Source organism: Psychrobacillus sp. BM2 (assembly GCF_048572895.1).
Classification (GTDB): domain Bacteria; phylum Bacillota; class Bacilli; order Bacillales_A; family Planococcaceae; genus Psychrobacillus.
Map to the genome: position 1 here is coordinate 3,565,814 of NZ_CP183878.1, position 19,731 is coordinate 3,585,544.

At 36.5% G+C, this 19,731-nt stretch carries 21 protein-coding genes; 3 read left to right on the top strand and 18 right to left on the bottom strand.

Annotated elements, in window-relative coordinates; translation table 11 throughout:
• Nucleotides 1-146: 146 nt before the first annotated feature.
• From ACN6MX_RS17455 to ACN6MX_RS17470, 4 genes are all read right to left on the bottom strand, one after another.
• On the bottom strand, nucleotides 147-392 hold the full coding sequence (locus ACN6MX_RS17455) for a hypothetical protein (RefSeq protein WP_419960081.1): 246 nt from the start codon (nucleotides 390-392) through the stop codon (nucleotides 147-149).
• Nucleotides 393-585: 193 nt separating this feature from the next.
• Complete coding sequence (yidC, locus tag ACN6MX_RS17460) at nucleotides 586-1,353, bottom strand: membrane protein insertase YidC (RefSeq protein WP_419960082.1); 768 nt, start codon at nucleotides 1,351-1,353, stop codon at nucleotides 586-588.
• A 78-nt stretch (nucleotides 1,354-1,431) separates the two neighbouring features.
• Nucleotides 1,432-2,223, bottom strand: a complete 792-nt coding sequence (locus ACN6MX_RS17465; RefSeq protein WP_419960083.1) for an AraC family transcriptional regulator — start codon at nucleotides 2,221-2,223, stop codon at nucleotides 1,432-1,434.
• A 113-nt stretch (nucleotides 2,224-2,336) separates the two neighbouring features.
• A complete protein-coding gene (locus tag ACN6MX_RS17470; protein WP_419962656.1) occupies nucleotides 2,337-3,215 on the bottom strand; it encodes a diacylglycerol/lipid kinase family protein in 879 nt (292 codons plus the stop codon).
• 131 nt (nucleotides 3,216-3,346) lie between these two features.
• On the opposite strand from ACN6MX_RS17470, the gene ACN6MX_RS17475 reads away from it, so the two are divergent.
• Nucleotides 3,347-4,474 (top strand): MFS transporter, encoded by a 1,128-nt coding sequence (locus tag ACN6MX_RS17475; RefSeq protein WP_419960084.1) that lies wholly within the window; start codon nucleotides 3,347-3,349, stop codon nucleotides 4,472-4,474.
• A 194-nt stretch (nucleotides 4,475-4,668) separates the two neighbouring features.
• Here the strand turns inward: ACN6MX_RS17475 and ACN6MX_RS17480 are convergent, their stop codons facing one another.
• Nucleotides 4,669-5,007 (bottom strand): hypothetical protein, encoded by a 339-nt coding sequence (locus ACN6MX_RS17480; protein WP_419960085.1) that lies wholly within the window; start codon nucleotides 5,005-5,007, stop codon nucleotides 4,669-4,671.
• Between the two features lie 220 nt (nucleotides 5,008-5,227).
• On the opposite strand from ACN6MX_RS17480, the gene ACN6MX_RS17485 reads away from it, so the two are divergent.
• Entirely contained in the window at nucleotides 5,228-5,719 is a 492-nt protein-coding gene (locus tag ACN6MX_RS17485; RefSeq protein WP_419960086.1) for an N-acetyltransferase family protein, read from the top strand.
• A gap of 17 nt (nucleotides 5,720-5,736) precedes the next feature.
• On the opposite strand, the gene ACN6MX_RS17490 is transcribed toward ACN6MX_RS17485, so the two are convergent.
• The 7 genes from ACN6MX_RS17490 to ACN6MX_RS17520 form a co-directional block, all read right to left on the bottom strand.
• The gene (locus ACN6MX_RS17490) at nucleotides 5,737-6,222 is read right to left on the bottom strand and encodes a DUF4064 domain-containing protein (protein WP_419960087.1); all 486 of its coding nucleotides are present in this window, start codon (nucleotides 6,220-6,222) and stop codon (nucleotides 5,737-5,739) included.
• Between the two features lie 472 nt (nucleotides 6,223-6,694).
• Complete coding sequence (locus tag ACN6MX_RS17495) at nucleotides 6,695-6,976, bottom strand: GNAT family N-acetyltransferase (protein WP_419960088.1); 282 nt, start codon at nucleotides 6,974-6,976, stop codon at nucleotides 6,695-6,697.
• Between the two features lie 33 nt (nucleotides 6,977-7,009).
• Nucleotides 7,010-7,978 (bottom strand): ring-cleaving dioxygenase, encoded by a 969-nt coding sequence (locus tag ACN6MX_RS17500; protein WP_419960089.1) that lies wholly within the window; start codon nucleotides 7,976-7,978, stop codon nucleotides 7,010-7,012.
• Between the two features lie 185 nt (nucleotides 7,979-8,163).
• Nucleotides 8,164-9,084, bottom strand: a complete 921-nt coding sequence (locus ACN6MX_RS17505; RefSeq protein ID WP_419960090.1) for a DUF1002 domain-containing protein — start codon at nucleotides 9,082-9,084, stop codon at nucleotides 8,164-8,166.
• 90 nt (nucleotides 9,085-9,174) lie between these two features.
• Nucleotides 9,175-10,035, bottom strand: coding sequence for a S1 RNA-binding domain-containing protein (locus ACN6MX_RS17510; protein ID WP_419960091.1), 861 nt, complete (start codon nucleotides 10,033-10,035; stop codon nucleotides 9,175-9,177).
• 251 nt (nucleotides 10,036-10,286) lie between these two features.
• Entirely contained in the window at nucleotides 10,287-10,706 is a 420-nt protein-coding gene (gene mntR / locus ACN6MX_RS17515) for a transcriptional regulator MntR (protein WP_419960092.1), read from the bottom strand.
• A gap of 123 nt (nucleotides 10,707-10,829) precedes the next feature.
• Nucleotides 10,830-11,108, bottom strand: coding sequence for a late competence development ComFB family protein (locus ACN6MX_RS17520; protein WP_419960093.1), 279 nt, complete (start codon nucleotides 11,106-11,108; stop codon nucleotides 10,830-10,832).
• A 110-nt stretch (nucleotides 11,109-11,218) separates the two neighbouring features.
• Here ACN6MX_RS17520 and ACN6MX_RS17525 point away from each other — a divergent pair, with 110 nt between their 5' ends.
• Nucleotides 11,219-11,374, top strand: coding sequence for a lmo0937 family membrane protein (locus ACN6MX_RS17525; RefSeq protein WP_419960094.1), 156 nt, complete (start codon nucleotides 11,219-11,221; stop codon nucleotides 11,372-11,374).
• A gap of 36 nt (nucleotides 11,375-11,410) precedes the next feature.
• On the opposite strand, the gene ACN6MX_RS17530 is transcribed toward ACN6MX_RS17525, so the two are convergent.
• The 6 genes from ACN6MX_RS17530 to ACN6MX_RS17555 form a co-directional block, all read right to left on the bottom strand.
• Nucleotides 11,411-12,535, bottom strand: a complete 1,125-nt coding sequence (locus ACN6MX_RS17530; protein ID WP_419960095.1) for a GNAT family N-acetyltransferase — start codon at nucleotides 12,533-12,535, stop codon at nucleotides 11,411-11,413.
• 19 nt (nucleotides 12,536-12,554) lie between these two features.
• Nucleotides 12,555-14,651 (bottom strand): heavy metal translocating P-type ATPase, encoded by a 2,097-nt coding sequence (locus ACN6MX_RS17535; protein ID WP_419960096.1) that lies wholly within the window; start codon nucleotides 14,649-14,651, stop codon nucleotides 12,555-12,557.
• Entirely contained in the window at nucleotides 14,635-15,009 is a 375-nt protein-coding gene (locus tag ACN6MX_RS17540) for an ArsR/SmtB family transcription factor (protein WP_419960097.1), read from the bottom strand. The genes ACN6MX_RS17535 and ACN6MX_RS17540 overlap by 17 nt, the downstream gene beginning before the upstream one ends.
• A 190-nt stretch (nucleotides 15,010-15,199) precedes the next feature.
• Nucleotides 15,200-15,739: a PadR family transcriptional regulator gene (locus ACN6MX_RS17545; protein WP_419960098.1), complete on the bottom strand. Its 540-nt coding sequence runs from the start codon at nucleotides 15,737-15,739 to the stop codon at nucleotides 15,200-15,202.
• 44 nt (nucleotides 15,740-15,783) lie between these two features.
• A complete protein-coding gene (locus ACN6MX_RS17550; RefSeq protein WP_419960099.1) occupies nucleotides 15,784-16,977 on the bottom strand; it encodes a YhgE/Pip domain-containing protein in 1,194 nt (397 codons plus the stop codon).
• A gap of 227 nt (nucleotides 16,978-17,204) precedes the next feature.
• Nucleotides 17,205-19,562 (bottom strand): penicillin acylase family protein, encoded by a 2,358-nt coding sequence (locus tag ACN6MX_RS17555; protein WP_419960100.1) that lies wholly within the window; start codon nucleotides 19,560-19,562, stop codon nucleotides 17,205-17,207.
• Between the last annotated feature and the right edge of the window lie 169 nt (nucleotides 19,563-19,731).

Genomic DNA, 19,731 nt, shown 5'->3' on the forward strand with positions numbered 1-19,731 from the left:
TAGTTTACCATTTTTCCGATAACTATTCTCGTATTCCATTCGAACTTCACCAAAATAATTATACCCATTGTTACCGATAATAAAATCCTCCTAAATAAGTAAAAGCGCACTTACCTATTATAGGTAAATACGCTCTTATTTCTTTATTAAAAAATTAACAAAACTAACACAACAAAAAATAGGACAGCAAACAAAATGGACATACCCTTCATCCACTTGGCCTCTTTGACGAACCCTTTTTCCTTAAAGCTCATCGCTCGGAAGCCGTTACTTAATGCGAAGATTGCTGTCATAAATAACACAGCCATATTAATATTTCCTTTAATGATAAATACTAATGCCGAAATACTCACCGCTGCTATTAATAATCCAAAAATCCAATTCCTATTCATGTACACACCTCCTAAGAAAAGCACAAGCACCTATTTTTGGGGAAGTCACCCTAAGTTTGCGACAACGCGATCGCAACGACTGACTAACCTGCATCGTGCAGTCCCGCAAGTCTGAAGAGACTCAGGCGGGATAGGTGCTGTAGTGTCTGGACACTCAAGAAAAAAACGAAGCAACAAGCGCTTCGTTTTCATGTTATACAGATTCTTCTGCTTTTTCTGGATGATTCGAGTAGAATTTGCGCCCCAAGTATGTTTGGAATATTAGTAATAGTCCACCGACAGTCCAATATACTGGCAGTGCTGCCATAGAACTGAAGGAAATAAACATAATCATTATAGGCGAAATATAAATCATCATTTTCATTTGTTTCTGTTGCTGCTCAGGTACTGTCCATAATGAAACTTTTGCTTGAATGAAATAAACTGCTCCAGCAATAAGTGTCATCACAATATCAGGAGAACCTAAGTTAAACCATAAAAATGGATGTGCTTTAATATCGGCAGAATATAGAATTGCAAAATACAATCCCATTACTATAGGCATCTGGATAACCATCGGCAGACAACCCATATTAAGTGGGTTTACCCCATGCTTACGATATAATCCCATCATTTCTTGTTGTAGAGCCATTTGCTGTTCTTTATCTTTTGTCTCTTTTAGTCTCTTTTGGATATCGTCCATTTCTGGTTTCAACTTGTCCATTTTTTGTTTCATGCCTTGTTGATTTTTATAATTTCTAAGCATTAAAGGCATAAGAGCAAGTCGAATAAGCACGGTAATAGCGATAATCGCTAATCCGTAACTGCCATTGAACATTTCTCCAAAGAAATGTATAAGAAATTCAAAAGGTCGAACAAAAATATTATAAAAAGTACCTTCTTTGTTTTCTACTCCAGAACATCCACTAAGCACTAATGCCGCAAATACAAGGATAGAAAATAAACTAATCTTCTTTTTCAATTCTATTCACCTTCACTCATCAAACTATAAGAAGTATACCTTACTATGAAGCTATTTATCAAATTTAACCTAAAATATTTATACAGACTGTTGTTCATTAGGAAAATTATATTTAAAACTTGGATATTCTTGGTTATCCCGATATTGCTTCGGAGTCAGTCCCGTATACTTTTTAAATATGCGGGTGAAATAGCTTTGATTGCAAAAATGAAAACTATTTGAAATATCGGAAATAGCTTTATTCGTATTTCTTAAAAAATATTGACATTCTTCCACTTTACGAACATTTAAATATTCCACGAGAGTCACACCTGTATGCTCTCTAAAAATACGAGATAGATGACTAGTACTAATACTAAAGTGCTTAGCGATTTCCTCTACTGTTAGATTTGTCTCTATTGCATCGTTTATATAGAGGATTACTTTGTTAACAGTTTGATGTCCAAACGATGGTTTCTTTCTTTCGGTTATTACCATCACAAAAAATTCAACCAACTCATCTGCACATAATAAAAATTGTGCGTCACTCATTTTCGTCTCGATCGTTTCTAAACATGCAATATTAAAAGCTCTCACTTTATCAACGGGAACTTGACTTTCATTTAACTTTCTTCCCATAACAGCTGATAATTGTATGTAGTAATACTTTACGTTTAAAATCATATTTTTACGTGTTCTAGCTATTAATAAATCTATCATGCTTCTTAAAATTTCCTTCGCTTCAGTTATTTCGAAGGAAAACATTTTTTGAAATAACTGTTCTTCTAATTCTAAAAAAGAATCTAAACCCGCGACTTTTGTTGTTACACCTATTTCTCTATTATATATTTTGGAGAAATTCTCTAAAAATTGCTTCTCTACAGTCTTCATATGTCCCTCTTTTTCCTCGAATTAGGTCTTTTTAATTATACACAACCATTAGGTATGTTGTATTATTCTATATCATTATCCTGGAAATTAAAAGCTTTTTCAACCGTTAAGTTTCAACTTTTTTGGGGAATTAGCATTTTTATATGTTTGGGTAATACTTTTATTTCTAATGGGGTGCAATCTCCTTCATCCCCATCCACATTACAATATAAAGGTTTGCGTGATTCGATTAATACATCGGTAGTTTCAATCACTTCAACCCCATCATCCTTATTTAAGTTTCCAAATAATATTTTTGCACCCATTCTAGCTACAGAAGCTAGTCCTGCTTGTTTTATAATATAAATATGTAATTTTCCATCATTTATCTCAGCGGTATTTACCATTTTTTCAAATCCTCCCACTGAATTCGTTAAAGCCACTAGTATTAGCATAGGCGTACCCTTCCAAATACCTAGATCATGTGTTATTGTCATCTCTATTTCTTCACTAGAAATAATAGCTTTTGCACCCTCTAAAAGGTAGGCAAGTGAGCCCATTTTTGTTTTTTGTTCAACAGTGGTATTAGCTACTCGACTAGCTATATCACCGATAGCTACTATATTCATAAAATATTTATCATCTATTTGACCAATATCTACCAGTAGGGTGTTAGTCATTTTCAACGCTTCAATGGCAAGCTCAGGTTCCAATGGAATTCCTAATGCACGTGCAAAATCATTTACAGTTCCTAGGGGAATAAATGAAAATACAGGACGATGAAGTTGTTTAGCAAGACCATTTACTACCTCATTAACCGTCCCATCACCACCCATTGCTAGCAGAAAGTCTACTTTCTCTGAACAGGCTTGTTTAGCAAATATTGTGGCATCATTTTGTTTCCCTGTCTCCTTTATGATTATTTCATATCCCAATCCCTCTAATACATTAATTGTTTTTTCTTTATACTGCTTAGCATCTGCTTTACCAGAAGATGGATTGTAGATTAACATTGCTTTCACCGGACTACCCCCTAGCATATTTTGTCTGTCCCAGATTCCCTTTATAGATAATTTTAAAACCTTTATACTAATAAAAAATGTTAAGCTGAAAGTATAGATTTTTCTAGAAATGAGGAGCAACTATGCATTTTTTCATATATCTTATTATTTTTTTCTCGTTTTTCGACTTATTTTCCCAACTACCAATTATGAGTCCCTTTGCAGAATCTCTTGGTGCTACCCCCTTTATAACCGGATTAGTCGTAGGAATGTATTCTCTTTCAAATACAATCGGCAATATTATATCTGGATTCTTAACCGATAGAAAAGGACCCTTTTATATTTTAATCATTGGTTTGTTTACGACGAGCTTTTCGTTATTCCTTTACCAATTTGCCAGCGACCCACTCGGTTTATTAGTTATTCGATTTTTACATGGCTTAGTTGCTGGGCTAATTGTACCTGCTGCGTTTACCTATTCGGCCAATAAAACCTCAAAGGATAAACGTGGTAAGGGTGTTGCACTATCTGGTGCATTTGTTGGACTTGCCGCAATCGCAGGTCCTGCAATTAGTGGTATTGTTGCAAGTAAAAAAAATGAGGTATTTGTTTTGGGGATGACAGGTTCCATTATGCTTGTATTAAGTGTACTATCGTTAGTTTTACTAAGAAAAGTAGCGATTGAAAGAAAGGGTAAGGAAGCTTCCTCTCCTCACTCAGTTCGTTCTATTTTTCAACAGAATGGAATTATTAAGTCTTTTGCAGGTGCATTTTTCTTAATGTTTTCGCAAGGGGTTCTAGCTTATATGCTACCTCTAAAAATAGTACATCTTGGTTTTGATACTAAAACAAGCGGGTTGCTTCTAAGTACGTTTGGTTTTGTAGCAATTTTAGTGTTTATACTACCGATTAATCGAATATTTGACCGTGTGAGGCCTGTCTACACACTAACTTTTGGAATGAGCATCATGGGAATAAGTATGCTATTGCTTGGACATACAGATTCGCTGAACTTACTTTACATCTGGATGGGGTTATATGGAATAGGCTTTGCGTTTCTGTTTCCTTCTATTAATACGCTTTTAATCGATTCAAGTGAACTGTCATACCGTGGTAAGGCATACGGATACTTCTATGCGTTCTTCTCTATTGGAGTTGTAGTGGGTTCAAGTATTACTGGTTTTCTTGAACTAGATGCTGCTAGCGGATTTACGATGACAGGAGTTATATTGATCATCATTTCTATCTTGGCACTTGCCTGGAGGAAATAATAAAGTGAAAATTCAATCTGAGGATCTCCCCCCGATTGTTAGTTGAACCAATACCAATCGGGCTTTTAGGGGTAGTTATCTCAACTTAAGTGCTTTATTGCTTGAAACAAGTCCTGTAACAGAGTCATACTGCCAGTTAATGTAGGATAAAAAGAGGAATGTGGCAATTTGTCCATTCCTCTTCTTATTAAGCATTATAATGTTATTTGATCATTAAGATTAGATTTCTTTTCTGCATCTGTAGTATCCTTAGAAGACTTCTTAGACTTGTCCTGTACCTCTTCATTATAGTACTGAACACTAGTCATTGCCCCCTCATCCACCATATTATTATCTGGTATATCGTAAGGATCTGGATGTCCTGCCGGCGTTAAATCCGATTTTTGATGCTTCTGCGAGTCTATGTAAGCATTCACTTTAGACTTCGTATTATTAAAGGCTACTATTGCTTTATCACGATTCTCTTTTTTACTAAAATATGCATAAGCACCTGCTGCTAATCCTGCCAATAAAAGTGATTTGTTTTTTGCCATCATCATTACCTCCAAGTTTTATATATAGTGTATATACCCTATTAGGGATAAGTTCACACCTATTTAACAAACTAATTTTTGGGGTGAAATAAGTACTAAACCAATATTTTACCCTTTTTATATTACATTTTGATTTCTAATTGATTTTAATTCTATATATTTGTAGAAGATTCTAGTTATTTTTGTTATGATTACAAAAAGAAATTAGAGGTGATTTCAAATGATCAGGGCGACTACGTTAGATGATATTTCAATAATTCAACAGATCGCAAAGGTCAGTTGGAACGATACATATAAAAATATTATACCTGTTGACATACAAACACTTTTTTTAGAAAAGGCTTATTCCCCAATGATGCTTGTCAAAAGAATAGAAAAAACTATTTTCTTAGTCGCTGAGTATGAAGGCAAGCCTATTGGTTTTGCCAATTTTACATATGTGGACGAAGATGGAGATGCTGAACTAACTGCAATTTATGTGTTACCTGAATACAAACAGAGTGGATATGGGAAAAAACTATTATTAGCTGGACTAAACGAGATGCCAGCTGGTCGACAATTATTTGTTTACGTTGAAAGCGAAAATGAAAATGCCCGTCTTTTTTATGAAAGTTTCGGCTTCGAGTGTTTAGAAGAATTCGATGAATATTTTGAAGGACATCCTTTAACTACAGCTAAATATGTATATCTATTGAAAACACCGGCCTATTAGGTCGGTGTTTTTTTGTATTAAAGTGTCTTCTCTGTAGTATAGAATTCCTCTTGAAGTTGAACTGGTGGTTTGCGTACAAAGCACATGATTGCCGCAATGTACAATAGAAGAGACGTCGGCGATAATATGCCAGCAAATATACCTGCTAGAATAAACATCACTCCTGCTAACTTCGGGTTTTTATTTTTTGAAATAGAAGCTATTCCGATAATATTCAAGATCAAGCTAATCACAAGAATGATTACAAACACCCAGCCGAATATATTAAACGCATCAATCACTAAATCCATATTTTCGTTTATGGTTTGAAAGTTTGCTTCTGTCATGTTTGGGTCATCGGCAATAACATTCTGGAACTCGGTCTTGAATGCTTCATCTTTCAATAAACTACTTCCACTTACCACTCCAATTGTTACTAAAATGATGCTAAGTAAAGTCATAATTGCACTAATAACGCCTAATACTATTTCTCCTGTACGTGACAAAGAATTCAGTCCCTTCATTTTTTATATGTTCCTTGTTATTCTACGATAAAGACTTGAAAAAGTTTCGTATAATTTTAATGTCCCCTTCATAATATAGTTTAAACCTGTTTAAAAATTCATGAACAAGGGTATTAATAAACTATCAACGAGAAAAGAGAGGATGAGTTTCATGGAGAAAAAGTTAATTTTTAGCCAATCAGATTTCCTTTATACGTTAGCAGGTGCATCAGCATTAACAGGAATTTTAGTATTTTTTACACAAATTTAATAAGTTTATCATAAAAAGACAATCCTTTTCTAAATAGAAGCGGATTGCCTTTTTATTTTGACAGATATATGCGTTTTTCATCTTTGTCTGTCCAGCTCCTGCGCCTAGCCCGCCTGAGAAAAACGTTGTCGAATGCCCACAGAATGGGGTTGGGTCAGTCGTCGCGACACGATATCGCGAACTTAGAATGACTTCCCAAAATAGGCACTTTCGTATTTTTTTTTATGCTTTTACATCATCGTATTCATCAGATTTTGAGAAGGCTGCTACTACATACGAGCAAACCGGCTCCATTTTTAACTCCTGTTCTCTTGCAAAAGAAGCTGCGGTATCGAGTAATTTCTTAGCAACTCCCTGTCCTCTCAATTTATCAGAAACATATGTGTGATCCATCACCATTACATCACCTAGTAACGTCCAGGTAATTTCTCCAAGTCTTTCTCCAGCTTGTATATATTGATAAGCAAATACATCATTTCCTAATTCTTTGAATTGAAATTCCATCTTCAACCACTCCTTTTCTGAATTTTAGCATATTTATTTATTGATTGACAACGGACGTAACTTCGCTTCAATTTCTGTTCTTCTTGTTTCTAGAAAAGGTGGTAGTGCTAATCTTTCTCCCAAAGTTTCCATTGGTTCATCCGTATCGAATCCAGGCTCATCCGTAGACAGTTCAAATAAAATGCCATTCGGCTCCCTGAAATAGATTGCCTTGAAATAGTAACGGTCCACTAATCCAGACGTTGTAAAGCCATTTTCACGTAAACGCTCCTCCCATTTTGGATAATCCTCCATTGTGGGAATTCGAAATGCTACATGATGTACACTTCCGCGTCCAGGCCGTTCCATTGGTAAATCTGTGCGTGTCTCTAAATGCACTTCACCAGCAGGACCGCCTTTTCCTGTCGTATATACTTCAATATTCGGCATTTCTTTGGTGTCCGATGGGTAGGAACCCGCCAACTCAAATCCAAGTATTTCTGTTAATACTTTTTTAGTAGGTGCTGATTTTCGAACAGTAAGCTTTATCGGACCTAGTCCAACAATTGCATTGTCAGCTGAAACTTCCTTTTTAACCCAAGCTTCCCCATAGGAAATTCCAGTCCCATCGTCGACAACTAGCATATGCCTTGCCCCTTCAAGACCTTCAAAGTAAAGTGTACTACGACCATATCGTTCTTTAATGGAATCATGTGACACACCTAACTTCTCAAATCTACTTTTCCAAAATTGCAAGGCTTCATCGCTTTTTACACGGAAACCTGTATTACTGATACTGGATACCCCAGGGTATGTTCTTCCTGCTTGTGGTATGTCAAAGTATGTCATATCCGTTCCTGGTGTACCTACCGCATCTGCATAAAATAAATGATAGGACAAAGGATTATCCTGATTTACACTTTTTTTCACTAATCGCATTCCTAATATTCTTGTATAGAAGTCATGATTTTTATCAGCGTCAGCAGTAATTGCTGAGACATGATGGATTCCCGCTAATTTCATTTGTTTTCCTCCTTTTAATTATTATTTCGAATTTGAGATATATTGTTTGTTATATTAACAAAGGATTGTACCTTTTGCAAATAAAGTGAATAATACCTATGGTAATTGCGATACAAGAGGGAGCATATCCTATTAAACTACTACAACAAAACCCTCCGGTCTAACATAGACGGAGGGCTCACATATCAGCTGAAGATAGAGCGAATCGAATCAATTAAATCTTTAAAGAAGTTTTTAACACCTTCCCAAAAACCTTCATTGTCGACAATTGCACCAATTTTATCTTCAATTGTTTTACTTAAATCATTCAGTTCATCTGACCATTGGCTGAAGTCGATATCTAATTGACGGATACGGTCCATTAAATCGATTAGTAGCTGTCGATCTTTTTCAGAAAGCTCAATTTTTAGATTGGCTAATTGCTCTGAAACAATTTTCTCCACTTCTTCACGAGAAACTGGATTTTTTTCAGCAATTTGCTTTTTAATTTCCGTTAGTAGTTCACTGACTTTTGCTTCATCAATACCTGCATCTTTTGCTAAATTAGTAGCAATAGATAGTTCGTCATTTGCTACATCTGTACGTTCTGGGTCTAGCTTTTCGCCTGTAACCTCATACGCTTTGTATATCCCTACTAAGGCTGAATGTCCGGTAACAGGCTTCGGTGCAGCGATTTCTACGACTGCATCCTGGATTCCTGCCGTTAGCATTGCATTTGCGTACATTTCGGATGTTACTTCTGTAATATTATCCGGTGTAACAATGCTTATTACAAGGCCTTTACCAGCATCTTTTCGAGTAATTTTAGCAGAAGAGAACATTCTTGCAGATGCGTCTCCATCCTGTAAATACGTTGCTAGATCCTTGCCAGTTACTTCTATTTCTTGAACATCTGATTTATCCGTTATTTTCAAGCTTTTCTTTACGCTATCTTTTTGTTCAGCAGTTAGGTTTCCACCATATACCACAATAGGTGCACCAAATTTTTCGTTTACAACTTCGACTTCCTCAGTGGAGCCATCTGAATCTGCCAGTGAAGAAGTAGGTGCAATAACCATTCCAATTAATAACATTGCTGTAATGAATGGTAATAATAGTTTCTTCATTCTATTAACCCCTTTCTCTTCTATTCCTTCAATAATACGAAAACAGGAGTAAAAAGTTCCGACTAATCGATTCTTTTTACTCCAAATGAACTACATTTTCAGTTGTGTCCAACCATCTTCTTGGACAATTTTTTTATCTTTCATAAGTTTACCTAAGGCGCGTTTGAACGCTGCTTTACTCATGCTGAACATCTCTTGTATTTCGTCCGGAGATGACTTGTCTGTGAATGGCATTTTACCTCCGACATCATTTAGATAACGGAATATAGATTCTGCATCGTCCTCTAAACGTTCATGTCTACGTGGTAATAGTGAACCATTCAATGATCCATCCTCTTTCACGTCAATAATTCGAACAGTCAAATCTTCACCTAGTCTTGGTTCATTAAGTCGTTCTGACTCATGCACAAAAATACGATAGTTTTCTGGAACACTTAACAAAAATGTACCTACTGGAAGCAATCGGTAAGCACGTGCTTGAAGATTCTGATTGAATAATGTCGTTGGAGCGTCTATATATAGCTCTTCTACTCGGTCTTCGGTTGCTAAACGTCCGAATAACTCACCATCTTTATCTGTACGGAGAGTCATATATAAATGATCACCAACAGCTGGCCACAATTCTTTTATCTTCGGTAGATCATCCTCTTTTACCTGAACTTCCTTGGACGTACCAATATCGACAAAAACACCTTCTCTATCAGCTACTTTAATAACACGAGCCCAACCATATGTGCCTTTTTGAATAGATGGAAGCTGCGTGGTAGCAGATAGATTTCCTCGTCTATCCACAAACAAAAATGCTTCAATTTTGCCCCCAACCTCTAAGTCCTCTGGTGCTTCAGATGCATTTAACGGAATGTCTAATCCATCATATGTTAAAATCCACTTCGATCCGTCTTGCTCTTTCACTTGTAACTTTACTATTTCTCCTGATGCTGTTCCTATCAAAATTACCGCTCTCCTTCTTACCCTTGTATTGATCTTTACCAACTTTTTTTGAATTATATAAAACGTGATCTGACCGCGCCACAGTTTGTGCTACTTTCCTATAACCGAATCATCTGAATTATAAACAATAAATGTAAACTCATGACCACAAAAGATTACGGAGACCCCTTTACACTCAAAACTCAGGCTTCATATCCTTTTCAAAGATTGTATGTATGTTGCATTTGTCTTTTCAAAAACCTTAATAGATTTTACTCGCTATCTGGATCTTGTAATTCCAAAAGCTTTGACTGTAATGCAGGATTCTCTTCCAAAAATAATACTAAATCTGCAATACGGTCGATGGAGTTCCAGCTTAAATGATGTTCGATTCCTTCTACATCATTGTATATATTCTCTTCCTTTACACCAATGATTCGTAAGAAATCTTCTAATAGTTCATGTCTTTTCACCAATCTCTTACCAAGTTTCATCCCTTTTGCGGTAAGAGTCAGTCCCCGATACTTTTCATATATCAAGAAGCCATCTTTATCTAGCTTTTGAACCATTTTTGTTACGGAAGATGGTAATACAGACAATGCTTCTGCAATATCAGACACACGAGCATACCCTTTCTGCTCAATTAACAAATAAATTTGTTCAATATGGTCTTCCATGCTTGGTGTTGGCATATTTATCTTCCTCTCATCTTTGCTCTATATATTTTACTACAATAAAGAACCTATCACAATTCTAGATATTTTTTCCTATATTTCGAACCATATGAAAAACCTTATCAAGTAAAGACAAGGTTTCTAGTGGCGATGTGGGTATTTTCCCACAACATAAATGGAGTGGATAATTCTTTTGTTGATCCATTCTAAGTTTTCTGCTGTATTTAAGCGCTCGAAAACTGCGGTTCTTCCTTTTTCTGTTGTAACGTAATGGGCTGGTAATGTATTTAAACTCAATGCGATAATATCTCGTTCGCATTGTTCACATTTGCAAAAGGTTTGGTATTCCGTTCCTCTCATCATTACTCTGACAAGGCTGTGAACTATTTCTTGCATCACATTCGTAAGCAAAGACAACACTCCTTTCATGCATAAAAAATGGAAGCATGTTTAATACTATACCCAAAAGGGTAAAATTTTAATATCAACATCACTAGTAATTAAAATAAAATACAGAGAGGATGTATACAATGGGTAAAATTTTATGGGGAATTATCGTCGTATTAATCATACTTTGGTTACTTGGCTTAGTATTAAAGATTGGCGGAGGACTTATTCACGCACTATTAATCATTGCAGGTATTATTTTTGTTGTTCAATTAATCAGTGGAAAAAGATCAGTGTAAAGAAAGGTGTTGCCGAACTGGCAACACCTTTTTACATTATATAGACTGTAAACCTTCTCTAATCTTTGCATATACACATGTATCCCGCAACTTTTTCCTATCAACTGATAAAGAATCTTTTTGCAGTATACCTTCCAATGTATATCCGGATCTTTCCGCAACAGAGCGACTTCGGACATTTTCACTATCACAACGAATCTCTACTCGATTGGCCTGTAATTCCTCAAATGCAAATTGGGTAATACGTTCACAGGCTTCCGTCATAAAACCTTTTCCTTCAAACCTGCTATCAATCCAATAGCCAATTTCAAATTTACGAACATCCCAATCAATTCGATGTAATCCAGAAGCACCTACAAATTCGCCCGTGTCTCTTAAATACAGCTGAAGTCGTAAATCCTTTCGAGTGATAAAATCTGCAACCGCTTGGCGCATATTAATAGTTATTTGCTCTAATGATTGTTTTTTTTGCGCCCAAGGCATCCATTCTTTTAATGCTGCGTCTGAATTGACTACCGCTTTCCAAATTTCCTCGGCATCCTCTACTTTAGGCGCACGTATCAACAAACGCTCTGTGTAAAATTCCTCTGGGAATGTTAGCTCTTCTTTAACAGGAAGAGGTTTATGAAAATCTTCATCCCATTTTACTGGAGTAGCAGTCCCTTTTAAGAAATCCTCTCTCGTCAGTCCATATGTTACTGCATCATAGTAGGAATACTCTTTAGGTGAAAACCAAGCTTGTCGAAGCTGAGCTTCCTTTACAAATCCAGCTCGCTCAAACGTTTTCCGCATCGCAAAATTATCCTGTCTTGTATGTCCTTCTAAACGAATCTTCGCTTCTGGCAGCTGGAATACATACTCTGCTACTAGTTTTAATGCCTTTGGTCCATAGCCGCTACCCCTAGCATGATCAGCAATTCTGAGGTCAAAAAGGGGAATCTCATCTTGTAAATCATAAATTTTAACGAACCCTACTTTTTCATTTGCTTCGTTCTCAATCCAAAAAGTTTTCACTTCATCCGATTGATATCCACCCTCTTCAATCGTTTTCTCTATTAGTTCCCTTGCTGGGTGTGAGTTTCCATGATACGGCCAACTATTTGTCGTCATGAAGTGAATCAGCTGCTCTTGTTCTTCCATCGTCCATTCCGTAAGCTTCATTTTCTCGCCTCCGTACGTGCTATTTATTTATCTTTAAAAGTCGCAATGAATTCAGCACTACTAATAATGTTGCCCCCATATCTGCAAAGATGGCAATCCATAAAGTTAACCATCCTGGAATAATGAGTAGCAGTGCAATTATTTTTAATCCTAATGCAAACATAATATTTTCTTTAATAATATGCAATGCTTTTCGACTTAATCGGATTGTATATGGCAACTTTTCTAGATCATCAGCCATTAAAGCCACATCCGCTGTTTCAAGTGCCGCATCGGTACCTGCTCCACCCATTGCAATACCAACAGTTGCTGCTGCTAGTGCAGGTGAGTCATTGACACCATCACCAACCATTGCAACAGTTCCGTACTTTTCTTTTAAAGCTTTTATAGCAGATAGTTTTTGTTCTGGCATTAGCCCCGCTTCTACAGCGGTCATTCCTAGCTTCACTGCGATGGCGTTTGCTGTACGTTTGTCATCTCCTGTTAGCATGACAGTATGCTGTATACCTGCTTTCTTGAGCTTTTCTAGCACGTTTTTACTTGTTGTGCGTATTGGATCAGCTACGGCTATAAACCCTTGATATACACCATCTGCTGAAGCAAGCATGACTGTATTTCCTTCCATTTGTAGTTGTTCAATTTTAGTAATGACTTCATTTGAAATAGCGCTTATAGAGGAAATCCAACTCACACTTCCGACTGCCCATTTCGTACCATCAACTAATCCCTCTGCACCCTTTCCAGTGACAGATTGGAATTGCTCGATTTCTACTTGATGAATATGCTCTTTTGCACCATATTTTACAATAGCCTGCGCAAGTGGATGCTGAGAGTAAGTTTCGATAGACATTACTTTTTGAATAAACTCTTTTGGTACATCTGCTTCTACATGGGTAACCTCTGGGTAACCTTTTGTTAATGTACCTGTTTTATCAAATGCAATTGCTTGAAGTCTACCAATTTCCTCTAAGTGTATACCACCCTTTATCAATACACCCTGTTTCGCTGCATTTCCAATTGCTGTCACAATAGCAACGGGAGTGGATACTACTAACGCACATGGACAGCCTACTACTAAAACCGCAAGTCCTTGGTAAATCCAGGTTTGCCAATCTGCACCGAACAGTGGAGGAACTATAGCCACTAATACTGCAATCATAATAATGGCAGGAGTATAATACTTCGCAAATTTATCCACAAATTTTTGAGACGGTGCTTTTTCTGCTTGTGCCTCTTCTACAAGATGAATGATTTTCGCAATTGTTGTGTCTTCCACTCGCTTCGTCACTTTTACTTCCAAAGAACCTTCTTCGTTTAACGTACCAGCGAATACTTCATCATCTATCGATTTCGTAACTGGCACAGACTCACCAGTAATGGATGCTTGATTGACTGCAGAAGTACCTTTTAATACAACTCCATCCATAGCTATTTTTTGTCCTGGTTTTACAATTAGCACATCATTTATCTGTATAAAGTCTGTGTCAACCTCTATTAACTTTCCATTTTTGCGTATAGTCGCGGTCGGTGGCACAATGTCTATCAATTGACTGATTGACTGACGTGCCTTATTCATCGAGTATGCCTCTAATGCCTCACTGACTGCGAATAGGAATACTACTACCGCTCCTTCGCGCCACTCCCCAATTATCGCTGCTCCAATAATTGCGATCGTCATAAGCGTCTTCATATCAAAATAAAAACGAGATAAATTGACTAGTCCACCCTTAAATAGGTCAAAGCCCCCCACTGCTATAGAAACGATAAATAATCCTATTGCGAGCGGGTGTGATTCCTCATATGTTAATGATGCGATAATCCCTATTACTAAAAAAACAAAGGAAATAACCGTTAAGACATTTTCTTTTCGTTTGAAAAAAGGAACTTTTTCTGATTGTCGTTGCTTGACAGTTGTCACTTTTATACCATCGAATGCTCCAGCTTTTTCAATATCCTCTATCGTTGCTTTTCCAATAACTGATACCTTCGATGCACCAAAGTTAACCGTTGCGTTCTCTACCTCAGGGAGACTCTTAATATTATGTTCAAATTTCATAGCACAATTAGCACATGAAAGATTCTCTAAGCGATATTCTTGTTTAACTGCTTTCTCCATCCTTTTCACCCTCTTCTATCGCATGTTCATACGCGAGTTTTACTAGCTCATTCACATGATGGTCTGCGAGCGAATAATAGACTAATTTTCCTTTACGTTGAGATTTAGCTAGTGATAAATCGCGTAGAAACCGTAAATGATGAGATGCTGTTGCTGTAGATGAGCCTATAATTTCTCCCACATCACAAACGCAAAGCTCTTCCTCTATCGTTAATGCATATGCTATTTTCAGTCTTGTTTCATCTGCTAAGGCTTTTAAAATTTGAGCAGCCCTCGCTAGTTCTGGTATTTGCTTTTTTACAGAGATTACTACATCTTCATGTACTTTTGTTACTTCACACATATCTCTCGCTTGCATATTTTCACCTCATTCAAATGTTCGTTTGATTGTAATTTTAGTATATGTTCAAAATATTTAAAATGCAACTTATTCAAATGAGTATTTGAGTGTTTATAATTAATATTTATTTCTTAAAACAAACAAAAAATTTATACTAAAAAACGCTTATCGAATCGATAAGCGTTTTTCTTTATTGTTCATAGAGCAATTAAATTTCATTTTGTTGAATACGTTTAATTAATTCTTTAAGCCAAAAAGTAGCGTGTTCTACTTTAGTCTCCATATATCCACTTATAAGCTCTAAAAGTTTTTCTTTATCGTTACCCACTTGCACATGTGTATCATAATTTGTAATCTGTTCCCAACGTTCAATGTAATTATCCAACTTTTTTTCTAGTATTTCTACTACTTTATCACGTTCTACATATTCTATACTTGCGATGCCAACGAGCATTTCACTAATCGTATCTGCAGTTTCAAACAACTTATAAATTTTTTTCGGTAATTCATCACGGCCTTTTGCAGTAATAGCAAATACTTGCTTATCTGGTCTATGTTCTTCTTTAATAGTTTCAAATGCTTCAATCAAGCCTTTTTTAGCTAATGTTTCGAAATGATAATACAGCTTGCTTTCTGTTAATCCACCAAGTTTATCCAATGGAATAGGTTCTGAAAGCTCTTTTTTTAGTTTATATGGATAACTGTTATCCTCCATCAGTTTACTCAAAATATAAATTTGAATTGCCATTGATTACGCCCCTTTTGGCGAGATTTACTTCAATTGTAACAAAACTAGGCTATTACTTCAGTACTAACCTTCTCAGTTTCTACTTTGACTTTCGCTTCCGATTCCGTTAGTGGTAAAGGTTTGTGGAAAATCCACACGATAAACATATTAATGAGCATTGCCCCTAAACCTACAGCTATCATTCCCCAAATGTAGGGTGCCGGGCTTACGCTACCATACATACTGGCAAAATACGCTTGTACGGAATAATACATTGGTGAAATGTAGCTCATCCATTCATATGGTGCGTACATCATGTCACGCGAGATAGTAGCCCCATTCGCTAAAGTTTGTACTAACAATATCGGTAGGTTTAAAATCATACCGCCTTCGCCCATTAGGAATATGAAAATTGCAGTGAAGTTAAACGCTACCATATAATTCAATACTTGGTGGGCTAGAAGACTCAGTAAAATGTCGCCACTAGGCTCATTTACTAAAAATGTGACACCGGCAGCAGCAAGTGATGATATAACTCCAATTAATAATGCTGTTAATTGTACATATATGAATAACCGGGTCTTACTAGCCTTCCCCCGACTCGCTTTAAATGAACCAACTAATTGCATTGCGCCGATCATTGCACCTGTATAACCAGCCATCGTTAAGAACATTGGTAGCATATTATTATGCATACCATCAGGAATTTCATTTATTGTAACAAAATTTCCGACATAAGAGTTCTCAATCATATCTGCCATTTCAACAGCTTGTTCTTCCGGTACGTTAAAGTTCATTAATACACCTTGTGCAGTTTGTTGTGAAAATTGTGCACTTAGTTGGTTATTAATTTGTGTAACAATAGAAGTCATCGTTGATGAAACAACCGTTGCTCCAGCTTCGTTTACAGTGAAGTCAATACTTGATGCTATTTCTCCGTTTTCCATATCCACTGAGAATGTTTTAGGGATGTGAATAACCAAAGCTATATCATTTTTTTCTAATTCTTTCAATGCTGCTTTATTTGTTATATCTGTTTGGATTTCTTCAAATGGTAGTTGCTCTCCTAGATTTTTTGCGATTACCCCACCATATTCACCTTCATCATCATTAACAATAGCTATCGGTAATTGATCAATATTCCCTGGAATAGCAGTATAACCTGGCAAGAAAATACCTAACATGGCAAGTGCATAAAATATTGCCATAAAGATCGATGCAATTGCACCTTTGGTTTTTATAAACTCTATAAATTTCATTTTTTGCTTCCTTCCTCATTTTCAACGAGTATAATTTTACACTTTAATTAAAGTACTTTAATTAAAGTATATTAATACTTTAATCTATCTTACTTTTAAAATCAAATACCAAATACTTCAATTCATCTATTTGTAATATAAATATGTCTAAAAAGTGGAGGGAAGCAATACTTTATTGGAATATTAAATGAAGCAGCCGAAGATAGTTAATCTTCGGCTGCTTCATTTTAGTTTGCTTTCAATAATAAATCGTGTCCTTCTTTAATATTTCCATCTATTATCGTCGCGTGATAGTTTCCTTCTACCCAATCCTCCACTTGGCTATGATACCATTCTGATTTCATATGACCGCTTTGTCCCGGTCCTACTATATGATATGCTTCATTTAAATTAGCCAAATCTGCAACAAATCGCCAGGACGCGCCGTGATCCACTTTTCCATCCTCTCCAAATCCAGCAGCTTGAACGGTTATATTGGATCCTCCAATTGGTACTGGAGCAGGATTTAGCAGGTAAGCTAAAATAGGAGAAGCTCCTCCTAGTGGATGATCAAATGTTAGCTGATGATAGTCCCCCCATTTCCATCTCTTTTCGTTCGAGCCAAACTCTTCGGTTATTTCTTCAGTTGCTTCTACAAATGAATCATATACCCATTTGTCTATACCACCGTATGATTCTAACCAAGCACTTTGCTCGTTATTATAGCCTTTTCGTAGTAATTGATCTGATATATTCCCTTTGCCAGGTAGCATTGAATATACATCTTCAGGCATCTCTTTCTCTAGTAAAGTTTGAGGCAGTTCCTTCATCCATTTATGAAATACGAGTGGAGCTGCTTGATCTTTACCATCGACTTGATCCCACTGTTTCAATAAGGCAAGGATTTCTTTATATTCACCCTTAGCATCTAGGTTTTCAACCGATCCAAGCATTTGTGTTAAAAACTCTTTAGCGTATAAATTTGTTTGATCCATTTGTAAATCCATCATATCTTCTTTTGTTAAGTCTGATTTACTTTCAAGTACCTCTGCAATTCGTTCATAACGATACGATTGAGCCCAGAAATTAGTAATATGATATGGATAGGAATCATCCACAACTTCATTGTTTGCGGTTGCTATAAAGCCTTCCTCTGGGTTCACAACAACCGGAAGTTCATCATAAGGAACAAAACCTTCCCAGTCGTAGTCTGTAGAGTCTCCAGGTACAGGCAATTGTCCATCCCCCGTCTTTCTTAAAGGAATCTTGCCATTCGCTTTATATGCAATCGTCCCATCTTTGGCAGCAAACACAAAGTTTTGTGCTGGTGCATGGAAGTCCTCTAAAGCTATTTCAAACTCTTCCCAGTTAGACGATTTATTCATTTTTAAGATTGCCTGTAATTCTAGTGTTGGCTCTAACGCAGTCCACTGCATGGAAAATAATGCAGAAGCTTCCTCATCTTTAAATAAGACATCTGAAATAATAGGACCATGTCTAGTCACTACTACTTCAAAAGGTACATCAGCCTGCCCTTTTACTTTGATAGGTGAATTTCGAACTTCCGCCTGCTCCCATTCACCTTCATATAAAAATTGTGTACGGTCATCAGAATTTGGTGTTTCAATATAAAGATCCTGTACATCCGGTCCTACATTCGTTACACCCCACGCAATGTCTTCGTTATGACCTAATATAATGCCAGGTATACCGGCAAATATTACGCCACTCACATTCTGTTCTGGGGATTGTAAATGCATTTGATACCAAATAGAAGGTGTACTCAATCCTAAATGTGGATCATCTGCAAGTAATGGAAGCCCACTTTTTGTTTTATCTCCACTAACTACCCAGTTATTACTGCCATTAAATTCGTTCGGTAAGACAGACGAATCAAAATAACCACTTACATTTACTGGATTACTTAAATTTGCCTCTATAATCGACTGGGCATTTTCAGGATAAGTTATAAAAAGTTCCTTCGCCTTTTCTTCATCTAACTCACTTAAAGCCCAATGTCTGATTGCAAGTGTTGACCAGTTTCCACCTAAGTCATATGCCATATATTTCCCAATTGCTAGTGAATCTGTTGGAGTCCACTCTTCTGGTTCATAACCTAGTAATTTAAACTCATAACTTAATTTATTATCCTCTTTTGCAAATTCGATGAATTCATTGACCCCTTCTGCATACCACTTTAATACTTCCTTTGCCTCTTCACTATATCCATCATAAGATTTCTCGGCAGCATCACGTAAACTGAAGGTCAAGAAGAACTTGTCGGTATCAACAGCAGCTTCTCCTACAACTTCTGCCAAACGTCCACTAGCTTGCCTTCTAGCCAAGTCCATTTGAAAAAGTCTATCCTGTGCTTGCACGAATCCTTGCGATCGATAAAGGTCAGCATCTGATTGTGCGGTAATATGTGGAACCCCTTCTGCGTCCCGTACAACTTTTACATCCGAATCCAATACTTCCATCGTAAGTTCCCCTTCAATAATTGCTTTCGTGCTAGATAAATACATGTTCAATCCAATAGCTATAATAACTGCTAATACAACAATAATACTTATACTCCAGAGAGTTATTTTCCACCCTTTTCTCATATGTCCTACCCCCTTTGTTCTTTTACAGTATTCGACATTTTTAGAAATTACGCTTCCAATAATAGAAGGAATTGAAGGATAACGATTATGTAAAATTTTATTCCCAACAAGTTGCACCTGCGTCCAAGAATCATTCTCGTATAACCATGAATCACTCTCGTTTATCCAA